General features: G+C 71.8%; 15 protein-coding genes and 2 pseudogenes. 8 read left to right on the top strand and 9 right to left on the bottom strand.

The window, feature by feature from the left end; all coding sequences use genetic code 11:
• Positions 1-73 precede the first annotated feature (73 nt).
• Complete coding sequence (locus OG736_RS06605; protein ID WP_327181593.1) at positions 74-1,345, top strand: geranylgeranyl reductase family protein; 1,272 nt, start codon at positions 74-76, stop codon at positions 1,343-1,345.
• Positions 1,346-1,360: 15 nt separating this feature from the next.
• Here the strand turns inward: OG736_RS06605 and OG736_RS06600 are convergent, their stop codons facing one another.
• On the bottom strand, positions 1,361-1,816 hold the full coding sequence (locus OG736_RS06600; RefSeq protein WP_327181592.1) for a nitroreductase family deazaflavin-dependent oxidoreductase: 456 nt from the start codon (positions 1,814-1,816) through the stop codon (positions 1,361-1,363).
• A 164-nt stretch (positions 1,817-1,980) separates the two neighbouring features.
• Here OG736_RS06600 and OG736_RS06595 point away from each other — a divergent pair, with 164 nt between their 5' ends.
• From OG736_RS06595 to OG736_RS06585, 3 genes are all read left to right on the top strand, one after another.
• On the top strand, positions 1,981-2,670 hold the full coding sequence (locus OG736_RS06595) for a TetR/AcrR family transcriptional regulator (RefSeq protein ID WP_327181591.1): 690 nt from the start codon (positions 1,981-1,983) through the stop codon (positions 2,668-2,670).
• Positions 2,671-2,965: 295 nt separating this feature from the next.
• Complete coding sequence (locus tag OG736_RS06590) at positions 2,966-4,222, top strand: histidine kinase (RefSeq protein ID WP_327181590.1); 1,257 nt, start codon at positions 2,966-2,968, stop codon at positions 4,220-4,222.
• Between the two features lie 50 nt (positions 4,223-4,272).
• The gene (locus tag OG736_RS06585; RefSeq protein WP_327181589.1) at positions 4,273-4,938 is read left to right on the top strand and encodes a response regulator; all 666 of its coding nucleotides are present in this window, start codon (positions 4,273-4,275) and stop codon (positions 4,936-4,938) included.
• On the opposite strand, the gene OG736_RS06580 is transcribed toward OG736_RS06585, so the two are convergent.
• A complete protein-coding gene (locus OG736_RS06580) occupies positions 4,899-5,183 on the bottom strand; it encodes a DUF6332 family protein (protein ID WP_327181588.1) in 285 nt (94 codons plus the stop codon). The genes OG736_RS06585 and OG736_RS06580 overlap by 40 nt on opposite strands.
• 101 nt (positions 5,184-5,284) lie before the next feature.
• Entirely contained in the window at positions 5,285-6,775 is a 1,491-nt protein-coding gene (locus tag OG736_RS06575; RefSeq protein ID WP_327181587.1) for an MFS transporter, read from the bottom strand.
• 86 nt (positions 6,776-6,861) lie between these two features.
• On the opposite strand from OG736_RS06575, the gene OG736_RS06570 reads away from it, so the two are divergent.
• The gene (locus OG736_RS06570; protein ID WP_327181586.1) at positions 6,862-7,266 is read left to right on the top strand and encodes a MarR family winged helix-turn-helix transcriptional regulator; all 405 of its coding nucleotides are present in this window, start codon (positions 6,862-6,864) and stop codon (positions 7,264-7,266) included.
• A 31-nt stretch (positions 7,267-7,297) separates the two neighbouring features.
• Here OG736_RS06570 and OG736_RS06565 read toward each other — a convergent pair whose 3' ends face one another.
• The 6 genes and pseudogenes from OG736_RS06565 to OG736_RS06540 form a co-directional block, all read right to left on the bottom strand.
• Positions 7,298-8,044, bottom strand: coding sequence for a maleylpyruvate isomerase family mycothiol-dependent enzyme (locus OG736_RS06565; protein ID WP_327181585.1), 747 nt, complete (start codon positions 8,042-8,044; stop codon positions 7,298-7,300).
• A gap of 50 nt (positions 8,045-8,094) precedes the next feature.
• On the bottom strand, positions 8,095-9,363 hold the full coding sequence (locus OG736_RS06560; RefSeq protein ID WP_442817007.1) for an MFS transporter: 1,269 nt from the start codon (positions 9,361-9,363) through the stop codon (positions 8,095-8,097).
• A 141-nt stretch (positions 9,364-9,504) separates the two neighbouring features.
• Positions 9,505-9,948, bottom strand: a complete 444-nt coding sequence (locus tag OG736_RS06555; RefSeq protein ID WP_327181584.1) for a VOC family protein — start codon at positions 9,946-9,948, stop codon at positions 9,505-9,507.
• 74 nt (positions 9,949-10,022) lie between these two features.
• Positions 10,023-11,099 carry an alpha/beta fold hydrolase gene (locus tag OG736_RS06550; protein ID WP_327181583.1) on the bottom strand — a complete coding sequence of 359 codons (1,077 nt, stop codon included), beginning with the start codon at positions 11,097-11,099 and terminating at the stop codon, positions 10,023-10,025.
• Between the two features lie 277 nt (positions 11,100-11,376).
• Positions 11,377-11,940, bottom strand: a complete 564-nt coding sequence (locus OG736_RS06545) for a CGNR zinc finger domain-containing protein (protein ID WP_327181582.1) — start codon at positions 11,938-11,940, stop codon at positions 11,377-11,379.
• A 161-nt stretch (positions 11,941-12,101) separates the two neighbouring features.
• Positions 12,102-12,647, bottom strand: a pseudogene (locus OG736_RS06540) (LuxR C-terminal-related transcriptional regulator); the annotation flags it as partial.
• On the opposite strand from OG736_RS06540, the pseudogene OG736_RS06535 reads away from it, so the two are divergent.
• The 3 genes and pseudogenes from OG736_RS06535 to htpG all read left to right on the top strand — a co-directional run.
• A pseudogene (locus OG736_RS06535) lies at positions 12,647-13,120 on the top strand (class I SAM-dependent methyltransferase); the annotation flags it as partial. The pseudogenes OG736_RS06540 and OG736_RS06535 overlap by 1 nt on opposite strands.
• 85 nt (positions 13,121-13,205) lie before the next feature.
• Complete coding sequence (locus OG736_RS06530; RefSeq protein WP_327181581.1) at positions 13,206-13,838, top strand: hypothetical protein; 633 nt, start codon at positions 13,206-13,208, stop codon at positions 13,836-13,838.
• A gap of 192 nt (positions 13,839-14,030) precedes the next feature.
• The gene (gene htpG / locus OG736_RS06525; protein ID WP_327181580.1) at positions 14,031-15,965 is read left to right on the top strand and encodes a molecular chaperone HtpG; all 1,935 of its coding nucleotides are present in this window, start codon (positions 14,031-14,033) and stop codon (positions 15,963-15,965) included.
• Positions 15,966-15,975 lie beyond the last annotated feature (10 nt).

The raw sequence follows: 15,975 nt of genomic DNA, 5'->3' as shown, positions 1-15,975 counted from the left end.
ACCGTGGCGATCTCCGCCGTAGGATGCGGGGGACAGGTGCGGCAAGCGGCTTGATCAGGAGCAGTAGACCATCGTGAGCAGCGAGAACTCTCCGGCGGACGACGAGAACTCTTCGGCGGACGACGCACGGCAGGTGTGGGACGTCGTCGTGGTGGGCGCGGGCCCCGCAGGGGCTTCGGCCGCCTACGCGGCGGCGGTCACGGGACGGCGGGTGCTGTTGCTGGAGAAGGCGGAGCTGCCCCGCTACAAGACATGCGGCGGCGGCATCATCGGACCTTCCCGCGACTCGCTGCCACCCGGCTTCGAGCTGCCCTTCCGCGACCGGGTGCACGCGGTGACCTTCTCGAACAACGGGCGCTTCACCCGCACCCGCCGCTCCCGGCAGATGCTGTTCGGGCTGATCAACCGGCCCGAGTTCGACCATCAGCTCGTCGAGCACGCCCAGAAGGCGGGCGCCGAGCTGCGCACGGGAGTCACCGTGCAGCGGGTCGAGCAGCACGGCTCGGCGGTGCCGGACCGGCGCACGGTCGCGGTCGTCCTCCAGGGCGGCGAGACGCTGCTGGCGCGTGCGGTGGTCGGCGCGGACGGCAGCGCGAGCCGCATAGGGGCTCATGTCGGGGTGAAGCTCGACCAGGTGGATCTCGGCCTGGAAGCGGAGATCCCGGTGCCGGAGACGGTCGCCGAGGACTGGAAGGGCCGTGTCCTCATCGACTGGGGTCCGATGCCCGGCAGTTACGGCTGGGTGTTCCCCAAGGGGGACACGCTGACGGTCGGTGTCATCTCGGCGCGCGGCGAGGGCGCGGCGACCAAGCGCTATCTGGAGGACTTCATCGGGCGGCTCGGCCTCGCCGGGTTCGAGCCGAGCATCTCCTCCGGCCACCTGACCAGGTGCCGGGCCGACGACTCCCCGCTGTCGCGCGGGCGGGTGCTCGTGTGCGGTGACGCGGCGGGGCTGCTGGAGCCGTGGACCCGTGAGGGCATCTCCTTCGCGCTGCGCTCGGGCCGGCTCGCGGGCGAGTGGGCGGTCCGTGTCTCCGAGGCGCACGACGCGGTGGACGCCCGCCGGCAGGCACTGAACTACGCCTTCGCGATCAAGGCCGGGCTCGGTGTGGAGATGAGCGTCGGCAAGCGGCTGCTCGCCCTCTTCGAGCGTCGTCCCGGACTCTTCCACGCCGCCCTCACCGGCGTCCGCCCCGCCTGGCGGGCGTTCACCGACATCACCCGCGGCCGGACGACCCTGGGCGAGCTCATCCGCTCGCATCCGATGGCCCAGCGGGCACTGGCCGCGGTGGACCGGCGGCAGGCGGCGACGTCAGGCCCGGCGGCCGAGGAGAGCGGTTCCTGACCGGAAGGGCGCGGATCACCGTCGGTTCGTGACGGTGATCCGGAACACCGGGTGGTCAGGGGCGATCCGGCGCATCTCGGCGTCCGGGGAGTCGGGACCCACCCCGTTGAAGAAGACGCCGACCTCGGCCTTCCAGCGCTTGAGGTAGGCGCGCAGCAACGGCGTCTTGTCGTCGTCGGCGACCTCGACCGCGGTGAACTCCTCCACGTTCTTGCCGAGGCGCAGCTCACCGCTGCCCACCGCCCGCATGTTGTGCGTCCACTGGACGTGGCCGCGCGGTGCGATCAGGTACTGCTGCCCGTCCACGGTCAGCAGGTTGACGGGAGTGGTCCGCCACTGGCCGCTCTTGCGGCCGCGGACCGCCAGCACCCGGGACCCCCACACGCTCAGACCCCGGCGGGTCAGCCAGGCCACGGCGCGGTTGAAGACGTTGACGGTGAACCAGCCGGGCTTCTGCACGTGGGTGGACATGGTTGCTGCCTCCTGAACGACAACGGGACGGAAAGTGTGAGCACTGCTCTCGCTTGATTCGAGTCTGCCGTAGGTCGCCGCTCCATTGCAAGAGCAGTGCTCTCAGTTTTGTGCACCGATCCCCATTGGGTGCGCTGCTCTGTTCTCGTGGGACACTGGCACGCATGAGCAGCATCGTTCGAGGAGCCCGCGCCCGCGCCAGGATCGAAGTCACCGCCGCCATCAAGGAGGAGGCCCGCAGACAGCTCGCGTCCGACGGCGCGGCCAGGCTCTCGCTGCGCGCCGTGGCCCGTGAGCTCGGCATGGTCTCCTCCGCGCTGTACCGCTACTTCCCGAGCCGCGACGACCTGCTCACGGCGCTCATCATCGACGCCTACGACTCCCTCGGCGAGGCCGCGGAAACCGCCCACGCGGCCGTCACCGACGCCGCTCCCGTCGAGCGCTGGGTCACGGTCGGCGAGGCGGTGCGCGGCTGGGCGCTGGCGCATCCGCAGGAGTACGCGCTGATCTACGGCTCGCCGGTACCCGGCTACAGCGCGCCGCAGACGACCGTCCCGGCCGCCGCCCGCGTCGGCCTGCTCCTCATCGGCATCGTGCGCGACGCACACGGCAGCCACGCGCTGGAGGTGCCGCTCCTGACGGACGAGCTGGTCCCCGAGGCGGTCCGGCTGGCGGCCGACCTGGCCCCCGACCTCCCGCCGGGGGCGGTCGCGGCGCTGGTGGCGGCCTGGGCCCAGCTGTACGGGCTGGTCGGGTTCGAGCTGTTCGGGCAGTTCAACCGGGTCGTGGAGGAGCGCGAGCCGTTCTTCCGCTACGCGGTCACGCGCCTCGCCCAAGAGGTGGGACTCCGCTAGAACGCGCCGCTGGGCGTGGGTGCGTCCGGGTTGAAAGCGTCGCCGGCCGGACGTCGCGGTCGCTCAGCGGCGTGACGTCCGGTACGAACCGGCTCATCAGGCGGGCCAGGGTGTCGCGGTCCGCGGCCCGTCACTCGGCGGTTGCTTCCTCGCCGGCCGCGTGGCCACCGGGGCGACGGGCCGACGGGTCGGTTCCACACCGTCTCCAGGAGCGGCGCGTACTTCCAGGGGAGTACGGCTGATCACCTCGCCCGGCGGACGTCCGGCGCACCCGGCGGCGTCTAGCGTGGCGGACATGGAAGAAGAGCGGACGCAGGGGCGCGGCGGCCCGGGGCAGTGGTGGTCGCACAGGCCGCCGCGGCGGCTGCGCCGTTGGGGGGAGGGCCGGGAGGGCGGGGCGGACCCGGAGCCGCGTGCCGCGCGGTGGCCCTGGCGCTCCACCGTGCTGCTCATCGCCTTCGTCCTCGTCGGCTCGAACTTCGCGGCCCATGCGCAGGAGGGTGAGCGGGCACCGCTCGACGCCTTCGCGCGCGTGCTGCTGGTGCTCGCCTCCGGGCTGCTGCTGTGGCGGCAGCGCCACCCGGTGGCCGTCGTGTTCGGCACGGCCTCCGCCGCCGCGCTCTACCTGGGTGCCGGCTACCCGTACGGGCCCGTCTTCCTGACCGTGGCCGTGGCCTGCTTCACCGCCGTGGTCGCCGGGCACCGGCGGGCCGCCTGGACGGCGCTGGGCCTGCTGTGGACCGTCCATCTGCTGGTCGCGCACTGGCTGTACCGGTGGCTGCCGCCCGCCGGTGACGACGCGGCCTCCTTCGGACAGGAGATCGTCGTCGCGGGATGGGCCGTGGCGATCGTGGCGGTCGCGGAACTGGCCCGGATCCGGCGCGAACAGTGGGCCCGTGAGCGGGCCGAGCGCGCCCAGGCCGCCCGGCGGCGCGCCGACGAGGAACGGCTGCGGATCGCCCGCGAACTGCACGACGTCCTCGCGCACAGCCTCTCGGTGATCAACGTGCAGTCGGGTGTGGGCCTCGCGCTCCTCGACTCCGACCCGGAGCAGGCGCGCACCGCGCTCACCACCATCAAGTCCGCGAGCAAGGAAGCACTGGGTGAGGTGCGTCAGGTGCTCGACAGCCTCCGCACGCCGGGGGACGCGCCGCGTACCCCCGCACCCGGCCTTGACCGGCTGCCCGAACTGGTGGAACAAGCGGCGCGCGCGGGCCTCACGGTCGATGTCGCCGGCCGGCCGCCCCGGTTGTCGCCGCACACGGATCTCGCCGCCTTCCGCATCGTCCAGGAGGCCCTCACCAACGTCGTGCGCCACTCGGGCTCGCGCCACGCGCGCGTGCGGCTCGAACAGGGTGGCGGGACGCTTCGGCTGCGTATCGACGACGACGGTCCGGCGACCGGTGCCGACGCGGGCGGCAGCGGCAACGGTCTCGCCGGGATGCGGGAGCGGGCCGCGGCCCTGGGTGGCACGATCGAGGCGGGACCGCGCCCCGACGGCGGCTTCCAGGTGCTCGCCCTTCTGCCCACGAGGGCCGGGGAGAACCAGTGAACGGGGCGGGACCGGCGAACGGGGCGGGGCCGGTGGACGAGGGAGGCACGGTGATCCGCGTACTGCTCGCCGACGACCAGTCGCTGGTCCGGGCGGGGTTCCGGGCGCTGCTGGACGCGCAGCCGGACATCGAGGTGGCGGCCGAGGCCGCCGACGGGGAGGAAGCGGTGCGCGCGGTGCGGGAACTGCGGCCCGACGTCGTGCTGATGGACATCCGGATGCCCCTACTCGACGGCCTGGCCGCCACCCGTCGGCTCACCGGCGACGAGGCGCTCTCCCAGGTCAAGGTCATCATGCTGACCACCTTCGAACTCGACGAGTACGTCTTCGAGGCGATCCGCTCGGGCGCTTCCGGCTTCCTGGTCAAGGACACCGAACCGGAGGAACTCCTGCGTGCCGTACGGGCGGTGGTCGCCGGGGACGCGCTTCTCTCGCCGGGCGTCACCCGCCGGCTCATCGCCGAGTTCGCCGCCCGCTCCAAGGAGCCCGCGGCGGCCGACGCGCTGAGCCGGCTCACCGAGCGGGAACGGGAGGTGATGGCGCTGGTCGGGATCGGTCTGTCCAACGAGGAGATCGCCCGCAGGCTGGTGGTCAGCCCGCTCACCGCCAAGACCCATGTGAGTCGCACGATGGTGAAGCTGGGCGCCCGGGACCGGGCCCAACTGGTCGTCCTCGCCTACGAGTCGGGGTTGGTCCGGCCGGGCTGGCTGGGCTGAGAGCCCGTACGGAGGCGGACGAGGACGGAGACCACACGGACCACGAACACCACGGGAGCGAGTGCCAGGCCTGTCCGCAGCAGCGACTTCTCCGCCAGGTCCGGCAGTTCGAACAGCAACGCCGGACCGGCGACCGCCCCGAAGAGCACCGCCGCCGCGAACACCGCACTGCACAGCGCGTATCCGATCTCGACGGTGATCACGTCCCGCTCGGCCTGCGTGCGTCGGCCCCCGTACCCGCTCATCCGGCGAGTCTCACAGGTGTGCGCCCGGCGAGGCAATCGGCCCCGCCGGGCGCACTCCTGGAGGCGGCTTCCCCCTCAGGGCCCGTCCGTCGGGACAGGCCCTAGTCGCGGGCCCCCACGGGCTCCGCGTCCGCCTCCGGCACGGTGGACCTGGCGATCACGACCGAGTTGCGGGTGCGCCGGGTGCGCAGTCCGGGGAGGGTGATGAGCAGGCCCACGGCGGCGATGGCCGTCACCACCGCCAGTCCGGGCCGGTAGCTGTCGAGGACGGCCTGCGGGGTGGGGTCGGCCGGGGCGCCCGCGGTCACCACCGCCGTCACCACCGCGAGGAAGATCGCACCGCCCACCTGCACGGAGGTGTTGAGCAGCCCCGAGACCATGCCCTGCTCGTGGTCCGCCACGCCGTTGGTGGCCTGGATGTTGAGCGAAGGGAAGACCAGCGCGCAGGCCGCGCCGATCAGCAGCATGGTGGGCAGGATCACCGCCGCGTACACCGGGTCGAGATCGACGCGCAGGAACAGCGCGTACCCGGTGACCATGAAGGCGAAGCCCGCAGCGATCAGCCGCGGAGTGCCGAACCGGTCGACGATCGAGCCCATCTTGGTCGAGGACACCGCGACCAGCGCGCCGGCCGGCAGGAAGGCGAGTGCCGTGTGCAGCGCCGACCAGCCGAGCAGCGTCTGCATGTAGAGGGTGGCCAGGAACTGGAAGCCGACGTACGAGCCGAAGAAGGCCATCGCGCCGAGCTGGGCACGGATCTGACTGCCGGAACGCAGCACGCCGAGCCGGATCAGCGGGCCGGCCGAGCGGCGCTCGACGAGGACGAAGACGGTCAGCAGGGCGGCGACGGCGAGGAACGACAGCAGCGTGCGTGCGGAGGTCCAGCCGGACTCCGGTGCCTGGACCACGGTGAAGACCAGCAGCAGCATCGACGCGGTGCCGAGCACGGCACCGGGCACGTCGTAGCCGTTGTGGTCCTTCTCGCGTTCGCTGCGCGGCAGCAGCTTCAGACCGGCCGCCAGCGCGACCAGGGCGATCGGCGCGGGCAGCAGCATGGTGAGGCGCCAACTCGCCTCGGTGAGAAGGCCGGAGAGGACCAGGCCCATCGAGAAGCCGGTGGCGGCGCAGGTGGTGTAGATGGAGAGCGCCCGGTTGCGCAGCGGGCCCTCCGGGAACGTCGTGGTGATGATGGACAGACCGGCCGGGGCCGTGAAGGCGGCGCTGAGGCCCTTGATGAACCGGCTCGCGATCAGCAGCGGGCCCGAGTCGACCAGCCCGCCGAGCAGCGAGGCCAGCGCGAAGACACCGAGGGCGATCAGGAAGACCTGGCGGCGGCCGAGCAGGTCGGCCGCGCGACCGCCGAGCAGGAGCAGGCCGCCGTATCCCAGGATGTAGCCGCTGACGATCCATTGCAGGGTCGAGGTGGAGAGGCCGAGGTCGGAGCCGATGGACGGCAGGGCGACGCCGACCATCGACACGTCCAGCGCGTCCAGGAACATCGCGGCACACAGCACCAGCAGGGTGCCCCACAGCCGCGAGGTCCAGCGGCCCTCGGCGAGAGGGGACGCGGGGGAGGGGAGCGGAGAGGTCATGACGGAGAGACTACATGCGCATGCATCGAATGCAAGTGCATTTAATTCCGATGCAATGATCGACGTTCTCTGCTACGGTGCGCCCCATGGCGGCGAAGAAGGGTGAGGCCGAGGCCGGGCAGGCGCTCGTGGAACAGTGGCGGGACATGCTGGCACTGCATGCGCGGACCCAGTGCGAACTCGACCGGGCGCTGCATCAACACGGCCTGTGCGGAAGCGACTTCGAGGTGCTGGACGTCCTCGCGGAGTCGGCGGCGTCGGACGGCTCGTGCAGTTATCGCATCCAGGAGATCGCCGAGCGGGTCCATCTCAGTCAGAGCGCGCTGTCGCGGCTCGTCGCCCGTCTGGAGAAGGACGGTCTGGTCGAGCGCGGCATGTGCGCGGAGGACCGCAGAGGCGTCCGGGTCGCTCTCACCCGGAAAGGGCGCGCGCTGCACGGCGACGTACGGCCGGTGCAGCGCGCGGTGTTGACCCGGATGCTCACGGACTGACCGCGGCGGCCTGCCGGTTGACGGCGGCCTGTCATTCGACGGCGGACTTCTCCCGCCACAGCGTCGCCAGTGCGGCGTCCCCGGTCACGGCCGGGAGCGGCAGCCGGTTCCACAACGACAGGTAGAGCAGTGCAGCGGGACCGGACACCTCGCAGTCGGCGTCCCCCTCGTCGTTCCGCTCCGTCACGGGCGGCTCTGCCGACAGACGTACGGTCCACGTGGCGTCGGCCGTGTCCGTCGCGCGCACCCGCAGGGTCCGGGGCCCGTCGGTCCGCACCCGGCTCTTGGGACGCGCGTGGAATCCGCGCAGCAGCTCGTCGATGCCGTCCGCCGCGAAACCGGCGGCGATGTCCCGGGCGATCTCCTCGAGTGCCCGGCCACGGGCCGATTCCGCGTCCACGCGGTGCACGGCCGTCTCGTGCGCCTGGCGTCTGGCCCAGAACGCGAGCGGTGACGGCGCGGGCAGGAAGTGCCAGCACCGCAGGTCGGGCGGGGCGGCGGACAGGGTGCCCACGAGCCGCAGGTGGCCCTCGCGGAACCAGTCGAGCAGCGCGTCGCCGTCGAGCTCCGGCGGTTCGCCGAGGGGGCGGGGCGCAGGAGCGCCCTCGGCCACGAACGTCGTCGCCCAGCGGTGCACCGCGCCGGTGTGCCGCAGCAGGTCCCTGACCTGCCAGTCAGGGCAGGTCGGCACCTTCGCGTCGGGGCCCGCTTCCGCCGCCGCGGCGGTGAGCGACCGGCCTTCCTGGTCCAGGGCGTGGATGAACTCGGCAGTCTCCATGTGGGGGAGTGTGCCGGATGGAGTGCGGTCGAGGGGAGGGGCGGCGGTCGTCAGCCGGCGGTCGCGCGACGGGTGGCGAAGCCGATCGCCGCGGCCACCCCGGCCAGCACGGCCACGCTGGTGAGGGCGGTGGGCAGGGAGAACCAGTCGGTCATGAAGCCGATGGCGGGCGGGCCCAGAAGCATGCCGCCGTAACCGAGCGTCGAGGCGGTGGCGACACCGCTCGGGCCGGCCAGGGCGCCCGCGCGTTCCACGGCCACCGGGAAGAGGTTGGCCAGCCCGAGTCCCGCGACCGAGTAGCCGAGGAGCGCCGCCCACAGGGCCGGGGCGAGCGCGCCGAGCAGCATCCCCGCCGCCGCGACGCCGCCGCCGATCACCACCGTACGGGTGCGGCCCAGCCGTTCGAGGAGGGTGGTGCCGGTGAGCCTGCCGACCGTCATGGCGAGCGCGAAACACGAGTACCCGGCCGCGGCGGCCCCTGCGGACGACCCCAGGTCCTGCCGCAGATGCAGCGCGCCCCAGTCGGCCAGGGCGCCTTCGCCGTAGGCGGTGCAGAGGGCGATCAGGCCGAAGACGACGACGAGACGACGGGTGCGGGGCGTCAGCCGGTGCGGAGCCGCCTTCGCGGGCGCCGGCTCCTCGGGCCCCGCGGTGGTGGGCTCGGGCCCGGCGGTGGTGGGTCGGGGCCCGGCGGCGGAGTGCTCCGGCGGCCGCGGCGGCTCCAGCCGGAGCAGTGTGGGTGCCGTGAGCGCGGTGACGAGCAGGCCGATGATCCCCAGGCCCAGCAGATGGTGAGTGGGCGACAGGGATCCCGCGACCAGCCCGCCGAGACCGGCGCCGATCATGCCGCCCAGGCTGAAGGCCGCGTGGAAGGTGGGCATGACCGGCCTGCGCAGCGCCGCGACCAGATCGACGGCGGCGCTGTTGAAGGCGACGTTGATGCTGCCGTACGCCGCGCCGAACAGCAGCAGGACGGCGCCGAGCGCGGCGGCGGAGTGGGTGAGCGGGGGCAGCGTCACGCTGAGGGAGAGCAGGACCGCGCAGACCACGGTGACCGGGTGACTGCCGTAGCGGCTGCACAGGCGCCCGGTGAACATCATCGTGATCACCGCGCCCGCGGAGACGCCGAGAAGTGCGAGACCGAGGGTGCTGGGGGAGGCGCCGGTCTGTTCCTTGATGGCCGGGATGCGGACGACCCATCCGGCGAAGACGAAGCCGTCGAGGGCGAAGAACGTGGTCAGGGCGATGCGGAGCCGGGTGAGGTCATTGCCGTGACCCGGCACGGCGTCGCGTGTTCGGGTTTTGTTTATTTGCGGCACAAAATCAGGCTAGGCGGTGGTCAGGAGCTGAACAAGGGCGTCGTGGGGTCCTCCGTCGCTCCGCTCCGCCCGGACGTGGAGGCCGCCCCGCTCCGTCCCGTCCCGTCCCCCGCACGGGGTCCGCCGGGCGTCCGGCCTTTGTCACCGGCCCGGGAGGCGCGTGGTGATCTCCTGGAGCACCCAGTCGTTGCCGTCCGGGTCGCTGAACGAGGCGAACGACGCGTAGCTGCGGCGCTCCGGGTCCGGGCCGGGTACCCGACCCTCGGTCCCGGCGCGGTGGAACACGCCTCCCGCGTCGTGGAACACCGCGCTCACCGCCACGCCCCGCTCGACGAGTTCGGCCCGGGCCGCCTCGATGTCCTGGACGACGAGATGCAGGCCTTCGACGGACCCCGGCGCGGCCGCGCTCAGCCCGGTGCCGAAGATGACCGATGCCGAGGAGCCCGGCGGGGTCACCTGGACGACCCGGAGACCCTCGTCGGTGGTGAAGTCGGCGTCCAGCCGCCATTGCAGTGTCCGGTAGAAGCGCTTGGCGCGGTCCACGTCGGAGACCGGTACGACGACGACCTCGAGTTTCATGTCCATCACTTGCAGTCCTGTCTGCCGAGAGGGAGGGGGAGAGGGGAGGAGAGGGCGGAGGGGGTGTGGGGATCCGGGCGTCAGGCGCCGGCGAGCCGGTTCGCTTCGAGGACGGCTTGCGCGAACGCCCCGGGGGCCTCCTGCGGCACGTTGTGGCCGATCCCGGTCAGGGTGTGGTGCGCGTAGGGGCCGGTGAACTTGTCGCGGTAGGCCGCGCCGTCGCCCGCAGGGGTGAAGGGGTCCTTCTCGCCGTCGAGGGTGACGGTCGGCACGGCGATGTCGGGTCCTGCGGCTAGCCGCTTCTCGAGCCCGTCGTACCGGGGATCCCCCTCGGCCAGGCCGAGCCGCCAGCGATAGTTGTGGATCACGATGTCTACGTGGTCCGGATGGTCGAAGGCGGTCGCGGTGCGCTCGAACGTGGCCTCGTCGAAGCGCCAGGTCGGCGAGTTGAACGTCCACACCAACCGGGCCAGGTCCCGTGTGTTGTCGTGGAGTCCCTGCCGGCCCCGCTCGGTGGCGAAGTAGTACTGGTACCACCACGCCCACTCGGCCTTGGCGGCCAACGGATGGCGCTGGCGCTCGCGGTCGGTGATCAGATAGCCGGTCACGGAGACGAGCGCCCGACAGCGCTCCGGCCACAGCGCGGCGATGATGTCGGCCGTCCGTGATCCCCAGTCGAAACCGGCAAGGACCGCCTGTTCGATCCGCAGCGCGTCCAGCAGCGCGACGATGTCGAGCGCGACCACCGACTGTTGCGCGTTGCGGAACGTCGTACTCGACAGGAAGGTCGTCGTGCCGTGACCGCGCAGGTACGGGACGATCACTCGGTGGCCTCGCGCCGCCAGCAGAGGGGCCACCTCGGCGAAGCTGTGGATGTCGTAGGGCCAGCCGTGCAGCAGGACGACGGCGGGCCCGTGGGCGGGGCCGGTCTCCATGTAGCCGATGTCCAACTCGCCGGCGCGGATCTGCTTCAGCCGCCCGAAACCGCCCGGCGCCCCGGGGCCGGAGGCCGCCCCGGCGGCGGGAGTCCCCCCGGGCGTGGGAAGCGCTCCGGGAGCGGGGACCGCCCCGGCGGCTGTGGGCAGCCCGGCCGCCGACGCACCGGCGGCACCCACGCCCACCCCCACGGCCTTGCCGAAACCTCGCCTCGTGAACATCTGGAGCCTTTCCGTCGGTCGGACGCGGCACGAACGTGGCACGACAGTGACACGGGGTTCGTCACCTGTCAAACCGGTGACGCATGACTCTGTGCATGCCGAAGGGCCCGCCGATGGCGGGCCCTTCGGGTTCGGGTGCGACGTGGATGTCGCTCGGCCGGCGCTCTCGCGGCGAGGCCCTGTGCGCTCGCGGCGGGGCTCGGCGAGGCCCGGTGTGCTCGGTGAGGCTCAGTGCGACCGGGCGAGACGGGCGGGGATCAGGCGAGACGGGCGGGGATCAATGGGGAGCGGGCGCCTGCGGCTGCTTCTTGCGGGCGCGATAGGCCGCGGCCTTGAGCTTGTTGCCGCAGGACTCCATGCCGCACCACTGCCGGCGCATGCCGCGCGAGCGGTCGATGTAGACGCGGGTGCACTCGGGGTTGCCGCACTCCTTGAGCAGCGGAACATCCGGCCCGCTCAGAAGCTCGACGGCATGCCGCGCCACGGTGGCCAGCGCTTGTTCCGGGGTGGCGTTCGTCCACCGCCCCGTCTCGGTGAGCTGCGGCGTCGCGGGAGTCCCGCGGGCCGCGCCGTTCACGGCGGCGAGCGCCTCGGGGCGGTAGGCCTCCCCGAGGCGCCGGGTCGTGACCAGGTCGTAGACGGCTTCCCGTAGTGCGATCGCCTGCGCCACGTCGGCCTCGCTGCTGGGTGTCACCGCGTCGACGACCGCGGACTCGACGTACCAGGCCTCCAGGCGGCTCGGTGTCGCGAACATCTCGAACCGGAGCGACCGCCGCGCGCGGAGCGTCGCGGCGAAGTCGAGGGCCGGGTTCCCGCAGACGAAGACATGGTCCGGATTCACGTCACCATCTTGACAGGTGACATGTGGCCTTGCAAGCCTTGTCACCGGCCAGACAGGTGACGGACACCTGGAGGCGGTGCGCAGAGATGGTGCGCGACCGGTGGCGCGTGGCCGGTGGTGCGGGCCGGGGTGACGGCACCCGGCCTCCCCGTGCCGCGTCGTCACGGCAGCAGTCGCCTCTCCTTGGCGACCGCCACCGCGCCCGACCGCGTCTCCACCCCCAACTTGCCGTAGATCCGCCCGAGATGCGTCTTGACCGTCGCCTCGCTGATGAACAGCGCCCGGGCGATCTCCCGGTTGCCCAGGCCGCGGGCCAGCTGAGCGAGGATCTCGTGCTCACGGGCGGACAGGGTGGGACGCGGACTGCGCAGCCTGGTCAGCAGACGGTCGGCGACGGGCGCCGACAGCGCGGTGCGGCCGGCCGCCGCGGCTCGGATCGCCGCGAAGAGTTCGTCCGGCCGTTCGGCCTTGAGCAGGTAGCCGGTGGCGCCCGCCTCGATGGCGCGGGTGATGTCGGCGTCGGTGTCGAACATCGTGAGCACCAGGACCCTGGGCCCCGCCTCCGGTCCGCCGGTCAGGCGCCGGGTGGCCGTCACGCCGTCCATGCCGCCGTCGAGCTGAAGATCCATCAGCACCACGTCGGGGCGCAGCCGGGCGGCCAGAGCGAGTGCCTCCTCGCCGGTTCCCGCCTCGCCGACCACGTCGATGCGGCAACCTGCGGGGCGGCTGGCGGTTCATCCGGCACCTGGAGCCCGGCCACTACCACGGCATCGACATCTCACCCGACATCCTCGTGGCCGCGCAGGACACGATCGTGGAGATGGGGCTGCAGCAGCGGCTGCCGACGCTGACGCCGGTGCGCGACCTGACGCTGCGGTTCCTGCCCGACGCCCACTTCGACGTCGTGCACGCGCACAGCGTCTTCTCGCACTCGCCGCTCCCGGTCATCGACGAGTGCCTGGCCAACGTGGGGCGGGTGCTCGCGCCCGGCGGCTGGTTCGACTTCACCTTCGACCGCACCGAGGGCGAGGAACACCACGTGCTGCGCGAGGACTTCTACTACCGCACCGACACCCTCGTGGCCCTGGCCGAGAAGCACGGCCTGCGAGCCGACTTCATGGACGACTGGGAGGAACTCCCGCACGGCCAGTCCAAGATCCGCGTCACTCATGTGACGTGACATGACGCGGCATGACCTGAGCCGAACCGACTCGGCCTGAACCGACCTGGCCTGCCTCGGCCCGGGGAGAGAGGACCATGGGGCCATGCGGATGCACGGAGAGCGGCTGCGGGCCCTGGCGGGGGCGGTGCTGATGGTGGGTGCCGCGGTGGCCTGCGGCGGACAGGGAGACGGCGGCGGGTCGACGACCGCCACGGCCACCGCGCCCGCCAAGGGCACGGCCACAGGCACGAGTACCGGTACCGGTGCCGCGCCGACCGCGCCGACCGCGTCGGCCCTTCGTTTCGACGAGGAGATCGGGCTGCCCGACGGACGACGCGTGGGCATGGCGTACGTCGAGGGACGCGGGCTCGTGGAACGGCACCGGGACGCGGACACGCGCGTGTGGAGCGCGCCGCGCGTGGTGTACGCGACCGCGACCGACCGGTGCCAGAGCCTCACGCTCAAGGTGTTCGACGGGACGGTCGCGGTCATCGCCGACTGGGGCGACTACTGCTACGACGGCGAACCGCCCATGGAGTCGATCGCGGCCGTCGCCACGGCGGACCTCAGCCGGTGGGACACGAAGCTCACCAGGAGCTTCGACGGCTGGTCGAAGGTCGCCCCCGTGGGCGGCTCGGGGGACCTCGTCTTCACCCGCAGTTCCACCGAGTGGCTGACCCGGCTCCGGTGGAGCGCCGCGAAAGGCTTCGCGGAGGTGGAGGAGATCCGGCGCTGATCTCCCGCTCCGTTCTCCCGCCGCCCGGTTCTCCCGTCCTGTTCTGCAGCCCTGATCCCGGGCCCGGACCGCCTGCCCCGATCGCCCGCATCCGGACGATCACGAACAGCGAGCACCGCAGGCTGACTTGGTGTTTTACAGTGGCTGTCGCCAGTCCAGGAGACTCCGGAACCTGTGAGGTACACGCCCATCATGTCGACAGAAACGTTTGAGTTCCAGGTAGAGGCCCGTCAGCTGTTGCAGCTGATGATCCATTCGGTCTACTCGAACAAGGACGTCTTCCTCCGCGAGCTCGTCTCCAACGCCTCCGACGCGCTGGACAAGCTGCGTCTCGCCGCGCTGCGGGACGACACGCTCGACGCCGACGTCTCGGACCCGCACATCCAGATCGAGATCGACGCCGACTCCCGCACCCTGACGGTGCGGGACAACGGCATCGGGATGTCTTACGACGAGGTCGGCCGACTCATCGGCACCATCGCCAACTCGGGCACGGCGAAGTTCGCGCAGGAGCTGCGCGAGGCCCAGGAGGAGGCCGGGGCCGAGGGGCTCATCGGGCAGTTCGGCGTCGGCTTCTACTCCGGCTTCATGGTGGCCGACGAGATGACGCTGCTGACCCGGCGGGCCGGCGAGAGCCAGGGCACCCGCTGGTCGTCGCGCGGTGAGGGCACCTACACGCTGGCGAGGGTGGACGACGCGCCGCAGGGCACCACCGTCACGCTGCACCTGAAGCCGGCCGACGCCGACGACCAGCTGCACGACTACACCGCGGACCGGACGATCAAGGAGATCGTCAAGCGCTACTCGGACTTCATCACCTGGCCCATCAGGCTGGTCCCGAAGGCGGTCGACGGCGACACGGCCGGCACCGCCGACGCCGAGGGGGCCGCCGACAGCGCGCCCGAACCCGAGACGCTGAACTCGATGAAGGCCCTGTGGGCGCGCTCGCGCGACGAGGTGTCCGACGACGAGTACCACGAGCTGTACAAGCACATCAGCCACGACTGGCGCGAACCGCTGGAGACCGTCCGGCTCCAGGCGGAGGGCACCTTCGAGTACCAGGCGTTGCTGTTCCTCCCCTCGCACGCCCCGCACGACCTGTACAACCAGAACTACCAGCGCGGTGTGCAGCTGTACGTGAAGCGCGTCTTCATCATGGACGACTGCGAGGCGCTGCTGCCGTCCTACCTGCGGTTCGTCAAGGGCGTGGTCGACGCGGCGGACCTCTCGCTGAACGTCTCGCGCGAGATCCTCCAGCAGGACCGGCACATCCGGATGATGCAGCGCCGGCTCACCAAGAAGGTCGTCTCCACGGTCAAGGACATGATGACCGCGGCCCCCGACCGCTACGCCACCTTCTGGCGGGAGTTCGGCGCCGTTCTGAAGGAAGGACTGCTGACCGACTCCGACAACCGCGAAACCCTCCTCGCCGTCTCGTCGTTCGCGTCCACGCACAGCGCGGACGAACCGACCACGCTGAAGAGTTACGTGGAGCGGATGAAGGACGGACAGGACGCCGTCTACTACCTGACCGGCGAGTCCCGGCAGAGCATCGAGAACTCCCCGCACATGGAGGCGTTCCGGGCGAAGGGCATCGAGGTCCTGCTCCTCACCGACCCGGTCGACGAGGTGTGGGTCGACGCGGTGGGCGAGTTCGACGGCAAGCCGCTGCGGTCCGTCGCCAAGGGCGAGGTCGACCTCGGCGGGGAGGACGACGACAAGGCCGACGGCGAGCGCGAGAAGCAGGGCGAGGAGTACGCCGGTCTGCTCGGCTGGATGAAGGAGCAACTGGGGGAGGACGTCAAGGAGGTGCGGCTGTCGTCCCGCCTCACCGTGTCCCCGGCCTGCATCGTCTCCGACGCGCACGATCTCACCCCGGCGCTGGAGAACATGTACCGCGCGATGGGGCAGGAGGTGCCGCGCGCCCTGCGGATCCTCGAGCTCAACCCCGATCACCTGCTCGTGCAGGGCCTGAACCAGGCCTACAAGGAGCGGGAGGACCGTGCCGGGCTCGCCGAGACCGCCGAGCTGCTGCACGGTCTGGCGGTCCTCGCCGAGGGCGGACGGCCGAAGGAGCCCGGACGGTTCGTGAAGCTGGTGGCGGACCAGCTGGAGCGCGCGCTGTAGCGACGCCGCG

The sequence above is a fragment of the Streptomyces sp. NBC_01334 genome, from assembly GCF_035983595.1.
In the GTDB taxonomy this organism is placed as follows: domain Bacteria; phylum Actinomycetota; class Actinomycetes; order Streptomycetales; family Streptomycetaceae; genus Streptomyces; species Streptomyces coriariae.
The sequence above is the reverse complement of the archived record's forward strand: the minus strand, read 5'-3'. Positions and strand labels throughout refer to the sequence as shown.

Coding starts and splice junctions, on each gene's coding strand:
- OG736_RS06600 (WP_327181592.1), bottom strand. CDS start 1,816: ATGTCCACCCACGTGCAGAAGCCCGGCTGGTTCACCGTCAACGTCTTC.
- OG736_RS06595 (WP_327181591.1), top strand. CDS start 1,981: ATGAGCAGCATCGTTCGAGGAGCCCGCGCCCGCGCCAGGATCGAAGTC.
- OG736_RS06590 (WP_327181590.1), top strand. CDS start 2,966: ATGGAAGAAGAGCGGACGCAGGGGCGCGGCGGCCCGGGGCAGTGGTGG.
- OG736_RS06580 (WP_327181588.1), bottom strand. CDS start 5,183: ATGAGCGGGTACGGGGGCCGACGCACGCAGGCCGAGCGGGACGTGATC.
- OG736_RS06575 (WP_327181587.1), bottom strand. CDS start 6,775: ATGACCTCTCCGCTCCCCTCCCCCGCGTCCCCTCTCGCCGAGGGCCGC.
- OG736_RS06570 (WP_327181586.1), top strand. CDS start 6,862: ATGGCGGCGAAGAAGGGTGAGGCCGAGGCCGGGCAGGCGCTCGTGGAA.
- OG736_RS06565 (WP_327181585.1), bottom strand. CDS start 8,044: ATGGAGACTGCCGAGTTCATCCACGCCCTGGACCAGGAAGGCCGGTCG.
- OG736_RS06555 (WP_327181584.1), bottom strand. CDS start 9,948: ATGGACATGAAACTCGAGGTCGTCGTCGTACCGGTCTCCGACGTGGAC.
- OG736_RS06550 (WP_327181583.1), bottom strand. CDS start 11,099: ATGTTCACGAGGCGAGGTTTCGGCAAGGCCGTGGGGGTGGGCGTGGGT.
- OG736_RS06530 (WP_327181581.1), top strand. CDS start 13,206: ATGCGGATGCACGGAGAGCGGCTGCGGGCCCTGGCGGGGGCGGTGCTG.
- htpG (WP_327181580.1), top strand. CDS start 14,031: ATGTCGACAGAAACGTTTGAGTTCCAGGTAGAGGCCCGTCAGCTGTTG.